General features: G+C 73.6%; 14 protein-coding genes and 1 rRNA gene. 2 read left to right on the top strand and 13 right to left on the bottom strand.

Annotation, left to right across the window (positions count from 1 at the left end; translation table 11 throughout):
• The 4 genes from MED15_RS06990 to recN all read right to left on the bottom strand — a co-directional run bounded on the left by MED15_RS06990 (nucleotide 1) and on the right by recN (nucleotide 4,959).
• Nucleotides 1-867 (bottom strand): hypothetical protein, encoded by an 867-nt coding sequence (locus MED15_RS06990; RefSeq protein WP_112735058.1) that lies wholly within the window; start codon nucleotides 865-867, stop codon nucleotides 1-3.
• Between the two features lie 67 nt (nucleotides 868-934).
• A complete protein-coding gene (locus MED15_RS06985; RefSeq protein ID WP_112584269.1) occupies nucleotides 935-1,876 on the bottom strand; it encodes a copper transporter in 942 nt (313 codons plus the stop codon).
• A 27-nt stretch (nucleotides 1,877-1,903) separates the two neighbouring features.
• Nucleotides 1,904-3,082: a putative cytokinetic ring protein SteA gene (steA, locus tag MED15_RS06980; protein ID WP_112735056.1), complete on the bottom strand. Its 1,179-nt coding sequence runs from the start codon at nucleotides 3,080-3,082 to the stop codon at nucleotides 1,904-1,906.
• 119 nt (nucleotides 3,083-3,201) lie between these two features.
• Complete coding sequence (gene recN, locus MED15_RS06975; protein WP_112700463.1) at nucleotides 3,202-4,959, bottom strand: DNA repair protein RecN; 1,758 nt, start codon at nucleotides 4,957-4,959, stop codon at nucleotides 3,202-3,204.
• Between the two features lie 89 nt (nucleotides 4,960-5,048).
• Between recN and MED15_RS06970 the strand changes: the two genes are divergently transcribed.
• The gene (locus tag MED15_RS06970; protein ID WP_112601172.1) at nucleotides 5,049-6,068 is read left to right on the top strand and encodes a helix-turn-helix domain-containing protein; all 1,020 of its coding nucleotides are present in this window, start codon (nucleotides 5,049-5,051) and stop codon (nucleotides 6,066-6,068) included.
• A 79-nt stretch (nucleotides 6,069-6,147) separates the two neighbouring features.
• Here the strand turns inward: MED15_RS06970 and MED15_RS06965 are convergent, their stop codons facing one another.
• The 5 genes from MED15_RS06965 to MED15_RS06940 all read right to left on the bottom strand — a co-directional run bounded on the left by MED15_RS06965 (nucleotide 6,148) and on the right by MED15_RS06940 (nucleotide 12,778).
• Nucleotides 6,148-9,864 carry a S8 family serine peptidase gene (locus MED15_RS06965; RefSeq protein WP_112735054.1) on the bottom strand — a complete coding sequence of 1,239 codons (3,717 nt, stop codon included), beginning with the start codon at nucleotides 9,862-9,864 and terminating at the stop codon, nucleotides 6,148-6,150.
• Nucleotides 9,865-10,022: 158 nt separating this feature from the next.
• On the bottom strand, nucleotides 10,023-10,907 hold the full coding sequence (locus MED15_RS06960) for an NAD kinase (protein ID WP_091407282.1): 885 nt from the start codon (nucleotides 10,905-10,907) through the stop codon (nucleotides 10,023-10,025).
• Nucleotides 10,908-11,016: 109 nt separating this feature from the next.
• Entirely contained in the window at nucleotides 11,017-11,877 is an 861-nt protein-coding gene (locus tag MED15_RS06955) for a TlyA family RNA methyltransferase (protein ID WP_112601174.1), read from the bottom strand.
• A 38-nt stretch (nucleotides 11,878-11,915) separates the two neighbouring features.
• Nucleotides 11,916-12,191 (bottom strand): hypothetical protein, encoded by a 276-nt coding sequence (locus tag MED15_RS06950; protein WP_244220397.1) that lies wholly within the window; start codon nucleotides 12,189-12,191, stop codon nucleotides 11,916-11,918.
• On the bottom strand, nucleotides 12,188-12,778 hold the full coding sequence (locus MED15_RS06940) for a phasin family protein (RefSeq protein ID WP_112700461.1): 591 nt from the start codon (nucleotides 12,776-12,778) through the stop codon (nucleotides 12,188-12,190). Before MED15_RS06940 ends, MED15_RS06950 begins: the two co-directional genes overlap by 4 nt.
• 110 nt (nucleotides 12,779-12,888) lie before the next feature.
• Between MED15_RS06940 and MED15_RS06935 the strand changes: the two genes are divergently transcribed.
• Complete coding sequence (locus tag MED15_RS06935; protein ID WP_088947517.1) at nucleotides 12,889-13,227, top strand: SCP2 sterol-binding domain-containing protein; 339 nt, start codon at nucleotides 12,889-12,891, stop codon at nucleotides 13,225-13,227.
• Between the two features lie 12 nt (nucleotides 13,228-13,239).
• On the opposite strand, the gene MED15_RS06930 is transcribed toward MED15_RS06935, so the two are convergent.
• From MED15_RS06930 to rrf, 4 genes are all read right to left on the bottom strand, one after another.
• Nucleotides 13,240-14,271 carry an HAD-IIA family hydrolase gene (locus tag MED15_RS06930; RefSeq protein ID WP_112735052.1) on the bottom strand — a complete coding sequence of 344 codons (1,032 nt, stop codon included), beginning with the start codon at nucleotides 14,269-14,271 and terminating at the stop codon, nucleotides 13,240-13,242.
• On the bottom strand, nucleotides 14,268-15,281 hold the full coding sequence (locus tag MED15_RS06925; protein ID WP_244220396.1) for a tetratricopeptide repeat protein: 1,014 nt from the start codon (nucleotides 15,279-15,281) through the stop codon (nucleotides 14,268-14,270). Before MED15_RS06925 ends, MED15_RS06930 begins: the two co-directional genes overlap by 4 nt.
• Nucleotides 15,282-15,301: 20 nt before the next feature.
• Nucleotides 15,302-17,020 carry a hypothetical protein gene (locus tag MED15_RS33400; RefSeq protein WP_167457617.1) on the bottom strand — a complete coding sequence of 573 codons (1,719 nt, stop codon included), beginning with the start codon at nucleotides 17,018-17,020 and terminating at the stop codon, nucleotides 15,302-15,304.
• A 316-nt stretch (nucleotides 17,021-17,336) separates the two neighbouring features.
• Nucleotides 17,337-17,453, bottom strand: a 5S ribosomal RNA gene (rrf, locus tag MED15_RS06920).
• Nucleotides 17,454-17,510 lie beyond the last annotated feature (57 nt).

The raw sequence follows: 17,510 nt of genomic DNA, 5'->3' as shown, positions 1-17,510 counted from the left end.
TCAGTCGGCGCGTCGGCCCAGTGCGTCGAGTTCGCGGAGCCCCGGGGTCCGCTGGATCACCGCGGTGAAGCTGACCTTCTCGCTGGCGGCGGTGAGCCCGGCGAGGACGGCGAGCAGACCGGCCCGGCCGAGCGGGCCGGTACGGGCGGCGAGCGCGACGCCGAGCACCGCCCCGAGCGCGTTCGCGCCACTGTCGCCGAGCATCACGTCCTCGGCCAGGTCGTCGCGGAGCAGGCCGGCGGCGGCGCCGGCCGCGCCCGCGGCGATCCCGCCCTGCGGGCCGCCGGTCAGCGGCGCCGCGAGCAGCAGCCCGGACTTGAGGGCGCGGCCCGGCCGCAGGTCGAGCAGGTTGAGCAGGTTGGCCGTGCCGGCGATCACGCCGGCGCCGAGCAGCACGTCGACACCCCGGCCGAACGCACCGTGCCGCTGCCGGCGCGGGTGCGCGGCGACCCGGGAGTCGGCGGCGAGCAGCGCGGCAGCGCCCAGCCCGGCGGCGCCCACCCCGACGACCTTGACCAGACCGGCGGTGACCCGCCCCTCACGCAGCGCGGCGAGGTGCCCGGCGAAGCCCTTGGCCGCCTTCTGCTCCGGCCGCGCGCCGACCACGTCGTCGTACAGCCCGACGCCGCCCGCGCCGAGACCGGCGACCAGGGCGGCCCCACCGGCGGCGCCGCCGGTGGCACCGAACGCGCCGGCGGCGGCCGCGCCGGCGGCGAGCGCCGGCCCGGCGGCCAGGCTCACCGTGCGGCCACGGAAGTTGGTGCGCTCCAACGCGGGCCCAGCCGGCGAGGTGCGCGCCTCACGCAGCGCGTAGCGGGCCGCCGCGGCGCCCGCGCCGGCGATCAACAGCCGGCCCAGGGTGCTCACGCCGTCACCTCGCTGGCTCGGTCACGCGCCACCTGGTCGGATCCGGACACGGGGGTACGTCGTTCGCTCACTGGGGCAGTCTAGGCAGCAGCGACGCGGCGTTGTCGCCGACGCCGTACTGCCCGGCCTTCTTCTCGGTGAGTTGCTGCACCAGAGCGAGGGTCGTGACCACCTGGCCCTGCACGGTGTTGGCGTTGTCGACCGTGGAAATGGTCTGGGCGAGCACCGGGTCGCCGCGCACCACGCCGACCAGGTTGCCGCCGACGGAACCGTTGCCGGCCACCACGATCGCCCCGGTGCGGTCGAACTGCTCGGCGATCTTGACCACCGACTCGTCCCGCTTGTCGGAGTCCTTGTCGACGTACGGCTGACCGCTGACCACGACGACCGCCTCCGCCGAGGCGGTGACCTTGTTGCTGTCGGTGGTCAGGTAGCCGGCGTTGTTGTAGGCGGCGAGCACCGCCCGCCGGTCGGCGTCACTGACCGGCGCGACGCCCTGGGGCCGGTCCAGCAGGACGCTGGCCAGCAGCGCGCTGGAGGTCTCCACGCCGTGCCCGTTGCCCGGCAGGCCGGTGGTCTGCGCGGTCGGGCGGGCGGCGGTGACGGCCAACTCCAGCAGGTTGGAGTTGTTGTCCGGGTTGATGAACTTGTCCTGCAGGTCGACCTGGCCGGTGATGGTGGCTCCGGCCTGCTGGAGCTTCTTGAGCACGCTCTCGGTGTGGTCGCGGCCGTTGGGCAGGCTGAGAACCGCGACCCGACGGGCGGTGAGGGTGCCGGGCAGGAGAATCTGGGAGGTCTCCTCGGCGAACTCCTCTTCCAGCGCGAGTTGCTTCTCCATGTTGCTGACCGTCTGACGCCACTGCTGGTTGTCCTTGCGTAGCCCGGTGACCTGCTCCTTGAGCGAGTCGGCGACCGGGCCGTTGAGGGCGGCTGTGCCGACCACCAGGCCGATCGCCAGAGCCAGGAAGACCGCGGTGAGGGACACCACGTGGTAGCGGAAGTTGATCACGCTTGCAGCCTCTTGATCGGTCGGGAACTAGAAAAGCCGGTACAGCTGGAACACGAAATTGTCCCACCACTCGGCGACCACGCCCAGGTACGCCTTCCCGACTGTCGACACGGCCACCGCGGACGCCATCGCCGCGATCGCCGACAGCACCAGCAGCAGCAGCGACGAGCCGGAGATGCTCTGCCGGTAGAGCCGGCTCACCCCCTTGGCGTCGACCAGCTTGCCGCCGACCTTCAGCCGGGTCAGGAACGTCGAGGCCATCCCGCCGCGGCCCTTGTCGAGGAACTCGACGAGGGTGGCGTGGGTGCCGACCGCGACCAGCAGCGAGGCACCCTTCTCGTCGGCGAGAAGCATGGCCAGGTCCTCGCTGGTCGCCGCGGCCGGGAAGGTGATCGCCGGCACACCGAGGCCGTTGACCCGGGGCAGGCCGGGCGCGCGCCCGTCCGGGTACGCGTGCACGATCACCTCGGCGCCGCAGCGCAGCACGTCGTCGGTGACCGAATCCATGTCGCCGATGATCATGTCGGGGGTGTAGCCGGCCTCGACCAGGGCGTCCGCGCCGCCGTCAACGCCGATGAGCACCGGCTTGAACTCCCGGATGTACGGGCGCAGCACGTCCAGGTCGGCCTTGTAGTCGTAGCCGCGCACCACGATCAGGCAGTGCCGACCCTGCATCTGGGTCTCGATGTCCGGCACTCCGACACCGTCGAGCAGCAGGTCGCGTTCCTGGCGCAGGTAGTCCATCGTGTTGGCGGCGAACGCCTCCAACTGCACCGACAGACCCTCCCGGGCGTCCGCCATCGCCTTGCCGACCGACTCGGCATCCTGAAGGTTGCCGTGGGCCACCGGCTCGTCACCGGCGAAGACCGTGTTGCCCTCGATGCGCACCTGGTCGCCCTCGCGGATGCGCTCGAAAACGCCCTCCCCCAGGTCGTCGAGGAGCGGAATGCCGGCGGCGATCAACACCTCCGGGCCGAGGTTCGGGTAACGGCCGGAGACCGAGGGCTTGGCGTTGAGCACCGCCGCGACCCCGACGGCGACGAGCGAGTCGGCCGCCACCCGGTCCAGGTCGACGTGGTCGATGACCGCGACGTCACCGGGGCGCAGCCGACCGACCAGGCGTTTCGTCCGGCGATCAAGGCGCGCGGTGCCGAGGACTCTGCCCGGTTCGGAGTTCCGGTTCCGGCGCAACGTGGGTAGACGCATCGTGACCATCCTGGCATGTGAGGCAGGCTTTTCTGTCGCGACATGCCTGAGCAGGGCCGCCTACCCAGGGAAGCACACACCGGCACAAGCCGGTGTGCTTGCGCTCACAATACGCGGCGTCACAACCGCCTTTCCTTGGCGGCCACTGCCAAAAGCTCCTCGGCGTGGGCGATACCCAGATCCGAATCGGGCAAACCCGCCAGCATGCGCGCCAACTCCCGAGCCCGCTCGGTGTCCTCCACCACCCGCACCCCGCTGGTCGTCACCGCGCCGCCGGTGTCCTTCGCCACCACCAGGTGCCGGTCGGCGAACGCGGCCACCTGCGGCAGGTGCGTGACCACCAGCACCTGGTGACTGCGGGCCAGCCGGGCCAACCGGCGGCCGATCTCCACCGCCGCCTGCCCACCGACCCCCGCGTCGACCTCGTCGAAGACCAACGTCGGCGGGCCACCGGAGCCGGCGAACACGACCTCGATGGCGAGCATCACCCGGGACAGCTCACCGCCGGAGGCACCGCGCTGCAACGGCAGCGACGGCGCGCCCGGGTGGGCCAGCAACCGCAGCTCCACCTCGTCACCGCCGTCCGAGGTGACACCCACCTCGACGCCGTTGACCGCAAGCGTCGGCTCGGCACGCCCGACCGGACGGGGCAACACCGCCACCTCGATCCGCGCGTGCGGCATCGCCAGCCCGGCCAGCTCGACGGTGACCTGGTCGGCGAAGCGGACCGCCGCCTCCTGCCGGGAGGTAGACACCCGCCCGGCCAGGTCGGCCACCTCGACGGCGAGCCGCTGGCCCTCCCTCTCCAACTCGTCGAGCACGTCGTCGGACATGTCCAGGTCGGACAGTCGGGTGCGCGCCCGATCGGCCCAGGCGATCACCCCGTCGACGTCGTCGGCGTACTTGCGGGTCAACGCGCGCAGCGCCGCCCGCCGCTCGTAGACGTGCTGCAACCGGGCCGGGTCCGCGTCCAACGTCGCCAGGTACGCCGACAGCTCCGCGGACACGTCGGTGACCAGCGTGGCCGCCTCCTCCAGGCGGGCCGCCAGCTCACCGAGCGCCGGGTCGGTGCCGGACTGCGCCTCCAGGGTCCGCCGGGCGGTGCCGAGCAGCGCCGCCGCGTCCGGGGTCTCCTCGGCGGCCTCCGCGCCACCGGCCACGCACTGCTGGGCGATCTGCGCGGCCGTCCGCAGGCCCTCGGCGTGCTCCAGCCGCTGCGCCTCGGTCTTCAGCTCGTCGTCCTCACCGGGCTGCGGATCGACCCGGGTGATTTCGTCGAGGCCCAACCGCAGCAGGTCGGCCTCCTGGTTGCGCTCGCGGGCGTTGCGCCGACGGTCGGCCAGGTCGTCGACGACCCGACGCCACCCCGTGTACGCCTCACGCAGCGCGTCGAGCAGCTTCTCGTGCGCGGGGCCGGCGAACCGGTCCAGTGCGGCCCGCTGCTCGGCCGGGCGCAGCAGCCGCAGCTGGTCGGACTGGCCGTGCACGGCGACCGCCTGCTCGCCGACCTCACCGAGCATCGACACCGGCATGCTCCGGCCGCCGACGTGGGCGCGTGAGCGCCCCTCCACCGTCACCGTGCGGCTCAGTAGCACCGAGCCGTCCTCGTCGGGTTCGCCGCCGGCCTCGATGATCCGCGCGTGCACGGCGTCGGCGACCCGCCCGTGCAGCCGCAGCCGCCCCTCCACCACCGCACGGCCGGGTTGGGCGCGGACCCGCCCGGCGTCGGCCCGGCCGCCGAAGAGCAGGCCGAGGCCGGTGACCACCATCGTCTTGCCCGCACCGGTCTCGCCGGTGATGACGTTCATGCCGCCGGTCAACGGCAGCGTGGTGTCTTCGATGACGCCCAGTCCGGTGATGCGCAGCTCTTCCAGCACAGCCACCGACAGTAGACGCGAGGCCCGACAATTGACCAGCCGACGGGCCCGGGTACGGCCCGTACCCGGCCGACGTACAGTTCTGCCCCGTGTTGGACGTGATCGGCCTGACCTCGGCTGAGGAGGAGCTCTACCGCTGCCTGCTCCAGCTCACCACGGCCCGCATCGACGAGTTGGCCAGTCGCCTGCACCGGCCCCGTGAGCAGGTCGTCGCCCAGGTCGAGGCGCTGCGCGGCAAGGGCCTGGTGCAGCGCAGCGACAACGACCCGGACGCCCCGCTGCGCCCGACCGCCCCGGACGTCGCCCTCGGCGGGACGCTGCTGCGACGTCAGGAGGACCTGGAGTCGGCCCGCCGACTGGTCACCCAACTGGCCGAGGAGTACCGCTCCGGGCTGCGCCGACACCACGTCGACCACCTGGTCGAGGTGATCACCGGCGCCCGGGTGCTTCGGGACCGCCTGCGCGACCTGCAGAACTCGGCGCGTACCGAGGTGCTCTGGTTCTGCCGGGCCAATCCCCTCGCCATGGCCGGCCCGGAGAATGTCGAGGAGTTCGACGCGCTGGCCCGTGGGGTGAGCTACCGGGCCATCTACGAGCGTGACCTGCTGCTGGAGCCGGGCGCGTTGGCCGACCTGGCCAAGGGGGTCGCCGCCGGGGAGCAGGCCCGCGTCCTGGACCGGCTGCCGGTCCGACTGGCCATCGTGGACGCCCGCACGGCCATCTGCCCGTTGGTGCCCGACCGCGACGGCGGCGAACCGAGCGCCGCCGTGATCGGCCGCAGTCAACTGCTCGACGCGCTGCTCGCCCTCTTCGAGAGCCACTGGCGGGTGGCCACCCGGCTGCGCCTCGACGACCCCCTCGCCGTCACGGCTCCCGAGGCTCGACGACCGGAGCCCGCCGACCAGCCGGGCGACGGGTACCAACCCGACGCCGACGAGGCCCGGCTGCTGTCGCTGTTCGTGGCGGGCGTACCGGACAAGTCCATCGCCTCCCAGCTCGGGGTGAGCCGGCGGACCGTGCAACGGCGGATCGCCGACCTGATGGCCGCCGCCGGCGTGGACACCCGGCCGGGGTTGGCGTTCCAGGTGGCCCGACGCGGCTGGCTCTGACGCGTGAGGGTCCGCCGTCGACCGACGGCGGACCCTCACCCGGCGGGGCGGGACGGCCAGGCCGCCCCTCCCCGCCCGATCAGCGCAGCCCGTACGCCTGCAGCACCGTCTGGTCGACGGTGTTCCCGGCCCGGTCGGCGGCGTGCACCCGCAGCGACACCGTTCCGCGCCCCGCCGGCACTGTCGCGGTGTACCGGGTGCCCGACCCCGTGGTCGGCGCGTTGCGCCAGGTCACGCCCCCGTCGAAGGAGACCTGCACCCGGACGCCGGCACCGGTCGGCGCCGGCACCCCGGTCGGCTGCCGCAGGGTCAGCCCCAGCTGGTGCGGCCGGTTGCCGCGCACCGTGCCGCGCAGGTCGGCCGGCACCCGGTAGTCCACCTGGAGCAGCGACAACGCCTTGGCGGCGTCGCCCGCCGGTCGGGCCGAGGTGAACTCCCAGGCCGTGTCGGTCCGCGTGCCGTAACGCCACTCGGCCGAGGACCGCTGGGTGGTCACGTCCAGGCGGTAGCGGGCGGCCCCGGCGGTCGTGGGCACCGACGCCCAGCCCTCGGAGAGGTCCGCGATCTGCTGCCCGTTGCGGCTGACCCGCGCCGTGACGGTGTCCGACTCCTCGCTCTCGCCGGCCACGCTGTAGTGCCCCTCGGCGTCGACGAACTCGGGCACCCGCAACTCCAGGTTGTCACCGGTGCGGGTGGGCACCGGCGCCCCGCTGGCCGGGACGGCCGGACGGAGCACCGGCGCGTGCCAGGTCTCGGTCACCCGGTCGTCGGCGGCGTAACGCCGGGGCTGCTGGGTCAGGCCACCGGCCAGCTGCCCCCACTGCATGAACATCTGCTTGTGCAGCACCCGTTGCTGCCACCAGGAGTCCCCAGCGCTGACGAACTCCTGCCGGGTGGTGCCGTTGCGGACCATGCGCTGGTCGTCATTCCAGGCGTACTCCTGCCACGGACGCCAGCCGAACCGCTCCTCGGTGGCCCAGCCCGCACCCATGTCGCCGTAGCTCGCGGTCACCTCGGCGGTGTTCCTGGCGGTCACCGTGTGCACGACACGCTCCGGCACCCGACCCTTCGACACCTGCCACACGTCGTACAGGTACGGGCTGTCCACGGTCAGCGTCAGGTCCAGCGTCGCCCGACCCTTGCGCGCCGCCGCGATCAGCCGCTGCCCGTCGTCGTACGCGACCACCATCGACGGGATCGGCAGCCGCTCTCCGGTGGGCCGCCAGACCGTCCACGCGCTCTGGTCCTCCGGCCGGACGATCAGCACCGCGGCGGCACCGGCTGCCGCGGCGACGGCCACCTGCTCCTCCTCCGAGCGGTTCGGGTCGGCGCCGAGCAGCACGGCGGCGCCCCGCACCCGGGTCAGCTCGGCGGGGGTGCCGGTGCCGGCCCAGACCAGCGGCAGCTTCCGCCGACCGGTCGGCGCCGGCGACGTGCCCAGCAGGTTGATGTCCGACGGACCGGACACCCCGCTGATCGTCGCGTCCACCATGGGCGCGACGAGCTGCCACCGGGACGCGAACTCGAACTCGCCCTGGCGCACCTGGCGGGTCGGCGTGACGTTGACCTGCTGAACGGTGCTGTAGGCCATCACGCCGTGGTCGATCTGCCGGCCGTTGCCCAGCACCCGGTGCACGTAGTAGCTGAGCGTGGCCTGCTGCTCGCTGGGCTTCGGCGTCTCGATCCGCACCGGCGTGCCCTTGCGCGCGTCGAGCACCACGGTCAGGTCCCGGTCGACGGTCACCTCTGGCTCGATGATCTGGGTCATCTGCTCGTCCAGGGGGACGCCGTGCGTCATCAGCGCGGTCAGCACGTACGTGCCCTCCTCGACCTCCAGAGTGCCCTCGCCACCCCACATGCCCCAGAAGTCCGACTCGGGCTGCTCACCGAAGACGGTCAACCCCGGCGAGAGGCCCGGCTGACCCTGCCGGTCCAGCAGCTTGATGGTGAGTTGGTGCACGGGACCGCTGACGGTGAGCCCGACCGGGGTGCGTACCGCGACGCCGTCCGTGCCTGTCGCCACCAGCCAGCCACCATGCGGGCCCCGGCCCAGCTTCGCCGGGTCGGCGCGCAGCGGCACGGCCACGCTGCCACCCGCCGGCACTGTCACCTCGGAGCCGACGGCGACCCCGTCGGGCTCTGCCACGCCGGTGTCCACGTTGCGCAGTTCCAGGGCCAGTCGCAGGGTCTGCGCGGCCTGCGTGCCGTTGGTGTACGTCACGGTCCGCTCGACCGCCGCACCGCCGGTGGAGATCCGACCGAAGTCTGCGGTGGCCGAGGCGTACACCTGCTGGCCGAGCGCCCGCGCCACGTCGACCCGACCGCCGCCCTGCTCGAAGACGGTCAGCGCCGGGTTCGCCTTCGTGGTGCTGACCAGCGCGTCCTTGAGCTTCGCGGCGGCCCAGTCGGGGTGTTCCTGGGCGAGGATCGCCGCCGCTCCGGCCACGTGCGGAGTGGCCATCGAGGTGCCGGACGCGCTCGTGTACGCGTCGTCCACCGGCGTACCCATGGCGGTGCCGGCGGCCCGGGCGGCGACGATGCCGACGCCCGGCGCGGTGATCTCGGGCTTGAGGCCGTTGTCGCCGAGGCGCGGGCCCCGGCTGGAGAACTCCGCCAGGTTGTCGGCACGGTCCACCGCGCCGACGGTGAGCGCCGCCGCGGCCGCGCCGGGCGCGCCGACGGTACGCGCGGCGCCCGAGTTGCCGGCGGCGACCACGAACAGCGCGCCGGTCTCGGCGGTCAGGTCGTTCACCGCCTGGCTCATCGGGTCGGTGCCGTCGGTCGGGTCGCCACCGAGGCTCATGCTGACCACCTTCGCGCCGGAGTGGGCGGCCCACTCCATGCCCGCGATGATGGACGAGCTGTAGCCGGAGCCCCCGTCGTCGAGCACCTTGCCGACCAGCAACCGCGCGCCCGGGGCGACGCCCTTGCGTAGCCCGTCGGACGCCGCACCGCTGCCAGCGATGGTGGCGGCCACGTGGGTGCCGTGGCCGTGCCCGTCGCGGGCGCTGCCGCTGCCGGAGAAGTCCTGCGCCTCGGCGATCCGACCGGCCAGGTCGGGGTGGGTGGCGTCGACACCGGTGTCGAGCACCGCCACCTTCACGCCGGCACCGTCGCGCCCGGCCGCCCAGGCCGTCGGGGCGCCGATCTGCGGCACGCTGTGCTCCAGCGCCGGGCGGACTCGCCCGTCCAACCAGATACGGGCGATGCCAGCACCCAGCCGGGGCGCGGCGGCAGTCGTGGTCCGGCTGGCCGGCGTACCGGCGAGCGCGGTCCACAGATCGCCGAGGGCCCCCTTGCCGACCCGCAGCGCCGCGCCGTTGATGCTCTCCAGCGGCCGGGCGTCGGTGGCACCGGCAAGCGGCTTGACCCGCCCGGCCGCCTGCTCCTGGTAGCGCACGATCAGTGGCAACGCGCCCTGCGCGGCGTCGCCGTATCCGTCGGCGGCCAACTCCTGCACGTCGAACAGGTTGGCGTCGAGGACCCCGCTCGAAACGTAGGGCAGGGCGTCGCTGGGCAGCACCCGCAGCCGGCCGTCGACCTCCAGGGTCTGGAAGATGACGCGCTCGCGCCCGGGTCCCGGGCGGACAGTGGCGGCGACCCGGCCCGGCGCCGCGGGCGCGAGCTCGACCTGGTCGCCGGTGATCAGGGTGATGCGGACGGGTGCGTGCTGGGCGGGCGTGCCCGACGTCGGGCCGGTGGGCCGGGCGGGCGGGTCGGCGGACGCCGGTGCGGCGACTCCGACCACCAACGCGCCGACCGCGCCGACGGCGAGCCAGCGTGGGGACCAGTGCATGCGATGTGCTCCTCTACTCCTCCAGGCCCGCCATCCGTAGATGAGGGCCGATCGGAGTCTGCGTCGGAGCGTGTCACCAGGTCACTAGTCGCCCGCCGCCGCAGCGGCGACATGTCGTCAGGTGGACAACTGACATCCACCGACCGTGTGCGCCACGGTCACCGGCGGCTGCCACGCCAACCGTGCACGGGAAGGCCGAACTTGGCCACCAGCCGGTCGGTGAACGGGCGGGGCCGCAGCCGCACGATGCGTACCGGCAGGGCGCCCCGACGCACCGTCACCCGCGCGCCGGGCGGCAGGTCGTAGACGCGCCGGCCGTCGCAGGAGAGCACGGCGAGGGTGGTGAACGGGTCGACGGTGATCACGAAGGTGGACGTCGGGGCCGTGACCAACGGCCGGCTGAACAACGCGTGCGCGCTGATCGGCACCAGCAGCAGCGCCTCCACCTCCGGCCAGACCACCGGCCCGCCACCGGAGAACGCGTACGCGGTGGAACCGGTGGGGGTGGCGCAGACGACACCGTCGCAGCCGTAACGCGACAGCGGCCGGCCGTCCACGTCGACGAGCAGCTCGAGCATCTGGGCCCGCTCGCCCTTCTCGATGCTGATCTCGTTGAGCGCCCAGGACTCGATGGTCGGCCCACCGTCGAACTCGGCCGTGACGTCCAGGGTCAGCCGCTCGTCGACCGTGTAGTTGCGGCCGACGACGTCCCGGACGGCCGTGTCCAGGTCGTCGATCTCCGCCTCCGCCAGGAAGCCCACCTTGCCGAGGTTGATGCCGAGCAGCGGCGCCTTCGCGGGCCGGGCCAGCTCGGCGGCACGCAGGAAGGTGCCGTCCCCACCGAGCGCGAAGACGATCTCGGCGCCCTCGGCGGCCTGCGGGCCGGCGACCGGCACCACGCCGGGCAGGTCGAGGTCGTCGGCCTCGTCGGCGACCACCCGTACCTCGAAACCGGCGTCGATCAGGTCGGCGGCGACCGACCGGGCGTGCTCCGTGCTGCGCCGACGGCCGGTGTGGGTCACCAGCAGCGCGGTCCGGCTCATCGGGCCGCCCGCCCACGCCGGACCGGGCGGCGTCGCGCCACCGGCGCCGTCGCCTCGGCACGGCCGCGTGTCACCGCGCGACCCGTTGCGCCACCCTCACTGCGCGCATTCACCCTGCGACCTCCTCCGCCGCCACGTCCGGCACCCCGCCGGCCGTCGTCGAGCCGTCCGGCCCGGCCGCCACCACGGCCCGCACCCGCTCCGGGTCGGCCGCTGGTGCGCCCCGGCGCAACCATACGAAGAACTCCACGTTGCCGCTCGGCCCGGGCAGCGGGCTGGCCGCCACGTCGGCCAGTCCGAGGCCGAGCCGCGCGGCCGCCGCAGCCACGTCCAGCACCGCTTCGGCGCGCAGCTCCGGATCGCGGACCACACCGCCGGCGCCGACCCGGTCCTTGCCGACCTCGAACTGCGGCTTGACCATCAGTGCCAGGTCACCGTCGTCGCGGGTGCAGCCGGCCAGCGCCGGCAGCACCAGTCGCAGCGAGATGAACGACAGGTCGGCCACCGTGAGGTCGACCTGGCCGCCGATCGCGTCCGCATCGAGGGTACGGACATTCGTGCGCTCCAGGACGCGGACCCGCTCGTTGGTACGCAGCGGCCAGGCGAGCTGCCCGTACCCGACGTCCACGGCCACCACCTCGGCCGCGTCGGCGCGCAGCAGCACGTCGGTGAACCCACCGGTCGACGCTCCCGCGTCCAGGCAACGCCGCCCGGCCACGTGCAGCCCACCGGCGGCGAACGCGGCCAGCGCGCCGGCGAGCTTGTGCCCGCCCCGGGAGACGTACTCTTCAGCCGGGTCCGCACCGGTCACCAGGAGCGGGTCGGCGGGGTCGACCATCGCGGCCACCTTGCGGGCGACCACGCCCCGCAGTTGGACCCGGCCGGCCTCCACCAACGCGGCGGCCTGCTCACGGGAGCGGGCCAGACCGCGGCGGACGAGTTCGGCGTCCAGCCGGTTACGACGTGCCATGGGTGGTTCTCCGGTCTGCTCAGGCCTGGTCGTCCCGCTCAGGTCTGGTCGATGGTGGCGAGGGTTTCCCGCAGCGTCTCGTAGGCCGCCTCGTACTGGGCGATCTGGTCGGCGGGGGCGAGCGTCGCCGCGTTTGCGATGGCCCGCACGGCGGCGTCCACCGCCGGATGCCGTGTCTCGTCGTCCCCGAGATCCGGCGGCGGCCCGGGGCGGGCACCCACCGGCGGGCCGGGCCGGGCCGGGAACGAACCGCCAGCCGGCGGACCGGGCCGGGCCGGGAACGACCCGCCGGGCGGTGGACCGGGCCGGGTCATTCGGCGTCGTCCGGCCGCTGCCTGCGAACCGCCGCTTTCTTGGCGGGCATCACGGCCGGCGTCGGGACGTCCTCGTCGGCCGTCCGGCTGATCGTCGCCGGCGGCTTCTTGGCGATGGCCTTCTTGGCGACCGCCTTCTTCGCGACGGCCTTCTTCGCCACCGGCGCGGAGACCGGGGCACCGGCCGACGCGTCGGACGGCACGAGAGCGGTGCCGGGCTGCGCGGCGACGGTCGGGTCGGGTTGTGGCATGGGGCCAGCGGTCGGCGCGTCGGCCGACTCGGCGGACCGCGCCTCCCGCAGCTGCCGTTCCAGGTCGTGCACCCGCCGGGTCAGCTCGGCCACCTCGTCGGCGGTGGCCAGACCGACCGCGCCGAGGGCCCGGTCGACCTCGAAGCGGACCAGCTTGGTCAGCGCCTCCCGGTTGGCGGCGCCGGTGGTGACCAGTTCCTCGCCGAGGGCCTGGAGTTGGGCGGCGGTCGCGCCGCCGGAGCCGACGAGGCGACGTGCCACGTCCTGGGCCTTCTTCCGGGGCGCCTCCGCAAGGCCCATGGCCAGCTCGAGGTAGGCGCGCCACGCGTCCTGCATGCCTGAGTCCTTCCACGGGGCGGGGTGTGCAGGTGTCACGCTACCGGGCACCCCGGACCGACCCGTGCGGTACGGTGCCGAGGACGGCGTGGCGATCACAAGGGGGAGATGTGGCCAGCGTGGACGAGTGCCGGCAGGCGTTGCAGGAGCTGGCCGCCCGGTTGGATCGCAACGCCGAGACGGTACGCGAACGGATCGACCTGGACCGGACGCTGGCCTGCCGGATCACCGACCTGGACACCGCGTTCCACGGCCGGATCACCGGCGGCCGACTGGTCGAGCTGACCGACGGCGACGACCCCAAGGCCAAGATCGCGCTGAGCACGTCCAGCGACGACCTGCTCGCCCTGGTCCGGGGCGACCTGGACGTCACCAGCGCGGTGACGTCCCGCCGGGTGTCGATCAAGGCCAACCCGTTCGACCTGCTCAAACTGCGCAAGCTGCTCTGACGGCCGCCCGGCTCACGCCACCGCGGTCAGACCGAAACTCTCCACCGCGTGGGCCGCGTCCGGGCCCACCGGACGGATCTTCGGCAGCGCCGGCACCGACGCCGACCAGGCCACCGCGCAGAGCGCCGCCAGGGCGTCCAGTGGCCGACCGGCCCCGGCCAGCTCCAGCACGCCGTCCCGGTCGGTCACGGACCAGCCGCCGGCGTCCGCCGGGCCCGGGACCCGCACGGCGGCAGCCGGGTCGAAGAGCCCCGCCAGGTCTTTCGCGACGTACGTGGGACGTCGCCGCGGCTCGGCGGCCAGCAGCTCCGGTACGCCGCTGACGCCGGTGAGCACGAGCAGGCTGTCCAGCCCGGCCCGGCGGGCGCCCTCGATGTCGGTGTCCAGCCGGTCACCCACCACCAGGCTCCGCCCACCGCCACTGCGCTTGGCGGCGGTCTCGAACAGCGCCGGCTCCGGCTTGCCGACCACCACGTCGGGATCCCGCTCCAGTGCCGTACGCAGCACGGCGACCAACGAACCGTTGCCGGGCAGTGGCCCCCGCCCACTGGGCAGGGTCCGATCGGTGTTGGTGGCGATCCAGATGGCACCCGCCCGCACCGCTACCGACGCTTCGGCCAGCTCGGCCCAGCCGACCTGCGGGCCGTACCCCTGCACCACCGCGGCTGGCTTCTCATCGGCCTGGGTGACCGGGTTCAGACCGACCGCGCGCAGCTCCGCGCGCAGCGCCTCCGCGCCGACCACCAGCACCGACGCGCCGACGGGCAGCCGGTCGCGCAGCAACTCGGCCGAGGCGGCCGCGGAGGTGAGGACCTCCTCCGGCCGGGCCGGCACGCCCATCCCGGTCAGCAGGTCGGCGACCTCACTGGACCGGCGGGACGCGTTGTTGGTGGCGTACGCGACCGCCCGCCCCTCGGCGTGCAGCCGGGCCACCGCATCGACGGCGCCGGGGATCGGCCGGTCGATCAGGTAGATCACGCCGTCCAGGTCGAAGACGACCAGGGTGTACCCGTCGACCAGCCGCTCCCCCACGCCCGCGCTCACCGCTGCGTCGACCCCGACTCGTCGTCCCGGGCCGGCACGGTCCCGTCGGCGTTCGCCGCGTCGCCGTGCGCCGTGTCCCCGTCGGTCACGCCGCTGTCGCCAGTGGTGGCCGCGTCGGGGTTGCCGCTCTCGGTGGGGTGACGGTCCTCGTCCTCGCCGTCGAAGCCTTCGTCGTCAGCGGGGCGGCCGACAGCGTCGTCCTCCTCGTCGTCGTCGAAGTCCTCGTCGTCGTCGTCAACGTCATCGTCGTCATCGTCGTCATCGTCGTCGTCGTCGTCGTCGTCGTCGTCATCGTCGTCGTCGTCGACATCGTCGTCGACATCGTCGTCGTCGTTCGCCTCGCCGGCCAGGTCGGCGTCGGGTCGGGCCGGCACCGCGCCGGGAGCGCCCGGGCCCGCGGCGATCTCCTCGGCGGCCTCGTCCTCGTCGTCACCCTCGATGACAACGCCGTCGAGTTCGAGCAGCCGCTCGGCGGCGTCGGTCTCGCCCTCGGTGTCCACGTCGGCAGCGCGGGAGAACCATTCGCGGGCCTCCTCGCGCCGGCCCACCGCGAGCAGCGCGTCGGCGTACGCGTACCGCAGCCGGGCCGTCCACGGCACGGTGGCCTCGTTGGTGAGGTCCGGAACCTGGAGCATCGCGACCGCGGCGTCCTTCTGCCCGAGGTCACCCCGCGCGCCGGCGGCGACGATCAGCAGTTCGATCGCCACGGCCTGGTCCAGCTTCTCCCGGTCCGCGCCACGGAACAGGTCAATGGCCCGCTCCGGCCGGCCGAGAGCCCGCTCGCAGTCCGCGAGCACGGCCAGGTGGCTCTGCAATCCGCTCATCCGGTGGTACGTGCGCAGCTCGGCGATCGCCGACTGCCACTCCCCCGCGCGGTACGCGGCCAGGCCGACCGCCTCACGGACAGCGGAGATGCGCGACGCGAGCCGCCGGGCGGCCAGCGCGTGCGCCAACGCCTCGGCCGGGTCCTCGTCGATCAGCTGCCCAGTGGCGACCAGGTGCCGGGCCACAGTCTCGGCGACCGGCTTGTTCAGCGAGAGCAGCTCAGCGCGGACGTCCTTGTCGAGGTCGGTCGCGACAATGTCGTCCGGTAGCGCCGGGGCCGAGCTACGCCCACCCTCGGACGACTCGGAGCCACCCGTGCGGTCATCGCGACGGAACTCCCCGTCGCGGCGCGGCCGCTCGTCGGACCGGAAACCGCCGGTACGCTCTCCGCCCCGGTAACCGCCCTCGCGGTCACCGCCCCGGAAACCACCCTCACGCGGGGCGCCCGAGCGCGAACCATCACGGTCCCCGCCCCGGAAGCCGCCTTCACGACGGTCGCCGCCCCGGAAGCCGCCCTCACGGGGAGCGCTGGAACGCGAACCGTCCCGGTCGCCGCCCCGGAAACCACCCTCACGGGGAGCACCCGAGCGCGAACCGTCCCGGTCGCCGCCCCGGAAACCACCTTCACGACGGTCGCCGCCCCGGAAGCCGCCCTCGCGGTCGCCACCACGGAAACCACCCTCACGCGGCGGGCCGGAACGAGTGCGGTCGCCGCCCTGGTAACCGCCCTCACGACGGTCACCACCACGGAAACCACCCTCGCGGTCACCACCGCGGAAACCACCCTCACGCGGAGCGCTGGAACGCGAGCCATCACGGTCGCCGCCCCGGAAACCACCCTCACGGGGAGCACCCGAGCGCGAACCGTCCCGGTCGCCGCCCCGGAAACCACCTTCACGACGGTCGCCGCCCCGGAAGCCGCCCTCGCGGTCACCGCCACGGAAACCACCCTCACGCGGCGGGCCGGAACGAGTGCGGTCGCCGCCCTGGTAACCGCCCTCACGACGGTCACCACCACGGAAACCACCCTCACGGTCACCACCGCGGAAACCACCCTCACGCGGAGCGCCCGAACGCGAACCGTCGCGGTCGCCACCGCGGAAGCCGCCCTCGCGGCGGTCGCCGCCCCGGAAACCACCGTCGCGGTCACCACCGCGGAAGCCACCCTCACGCGGAGCGCTGGAACGCGAACCGTCGCGGTCGCCGCCACGGAAGCCACCCTCACGCGGAGCGCTGGAACGCGAACCGTCGCGGTCGCCACCGCGGAAGCCGCCCTCGCGGCGGTCGCCGCCCCGGAAACCACCGTCGCGGTCACCACCGCGGAAGCCACCCTCACGCGGAGCGCTGGAACGCGAACCGTCCCGGTCGCCGCCCCGGAAGCCACCTTCACGACGGTCGCCGCCACGGAAGCCACCCTCGCGGTCGCCACCGCGGAAACCACCCTCACGCGGCGGGCCGGAACGAGTGCGGTCGCCGCCCTGGTAACCACCCTCACGACGGTCACCACCACGGAAACCACCCTCACGGTCACCACCGCGGAAGCCACCCTCACGGGGAGCGCCCGAACGCGAACCGTCGCGGTCACCACCGCGGAAGCCACCCTCACGGGGAGCGCCCGAACGCGAACCGTCGCGGTCACCACCGCGGAAACCACCCTCACGGCGATCGCCGCCACGGAAACCACCGTCGCGGTCGCCACCACGGTAGCCACCTTCGCGCGGAGCGCTGGAACGCGAACTGTCGCGGTCGCCGCCGCGGTAACCACCCTCACGGGGAGCGCCGGACCGGAACCCGCCCTCACGCGGAGCACCCGAGCGTGACCCATCACGGTCGCCGCCACGGTAGCCACCCTCGCGCGGAGCGCTGGAACGCGAACCGTCGCGGTCGCCGCCCCGGAAACCACCTTCACGGCGATCGCCGCCACGGTAGCCGCCCTCGCGGGGGGCGCTGGAGCGCGAGCTGTCCCGGTCACCACCACGGGAGCCAGAGTCGCGGCCGCCGGCGTATCCGCCTCGGGCGCCGCCGCTGTCGCGGTCTCCCCGATACGGGGGCCGGCCTTGGTCATCGCGGCGCGGGCCGCGGTCGCTTCCGCCCGCACCGTCAGTACGGTCTTCGTAACGACGGGGACGGTCTCCGCCCTGCGGTCCTGAACTCACAGGTACATCCTTCCTGATTGCGCCACCAATGGCGCTACGCAGTCGAGGGCCGACCCTGATGGGGCGGCCCTCGACTGGAAGATTGTCCGGCGGCGTCCTACTCTCCCACACCCTCACGAGTGCAGTACCATCGGCGCTGGAGGGCTTAGCTTCCGGGTTCGGAATGTAACCGGGCGTTTCCCCTCCGCCATGACCGCCGTAACTCTATGAACATATCAAACAACCCCGGCACAAAGTCACGGGTGTTCGCTTGTTCAG

Source organism: Micromonospora noduli (assembly GCF_003264475.1).
GTDB lineage: Bacteria > Actinomycetota > Actinomycetes > Mycobacteriales > Micromonosporaceae > Micromonospora > Micromonospora noduli.
The sequence above is the reverse complement of the archived record's forward strand: the minus strand, read 5'-3'. Positions and strand labels throughout refer to the sequence as shown.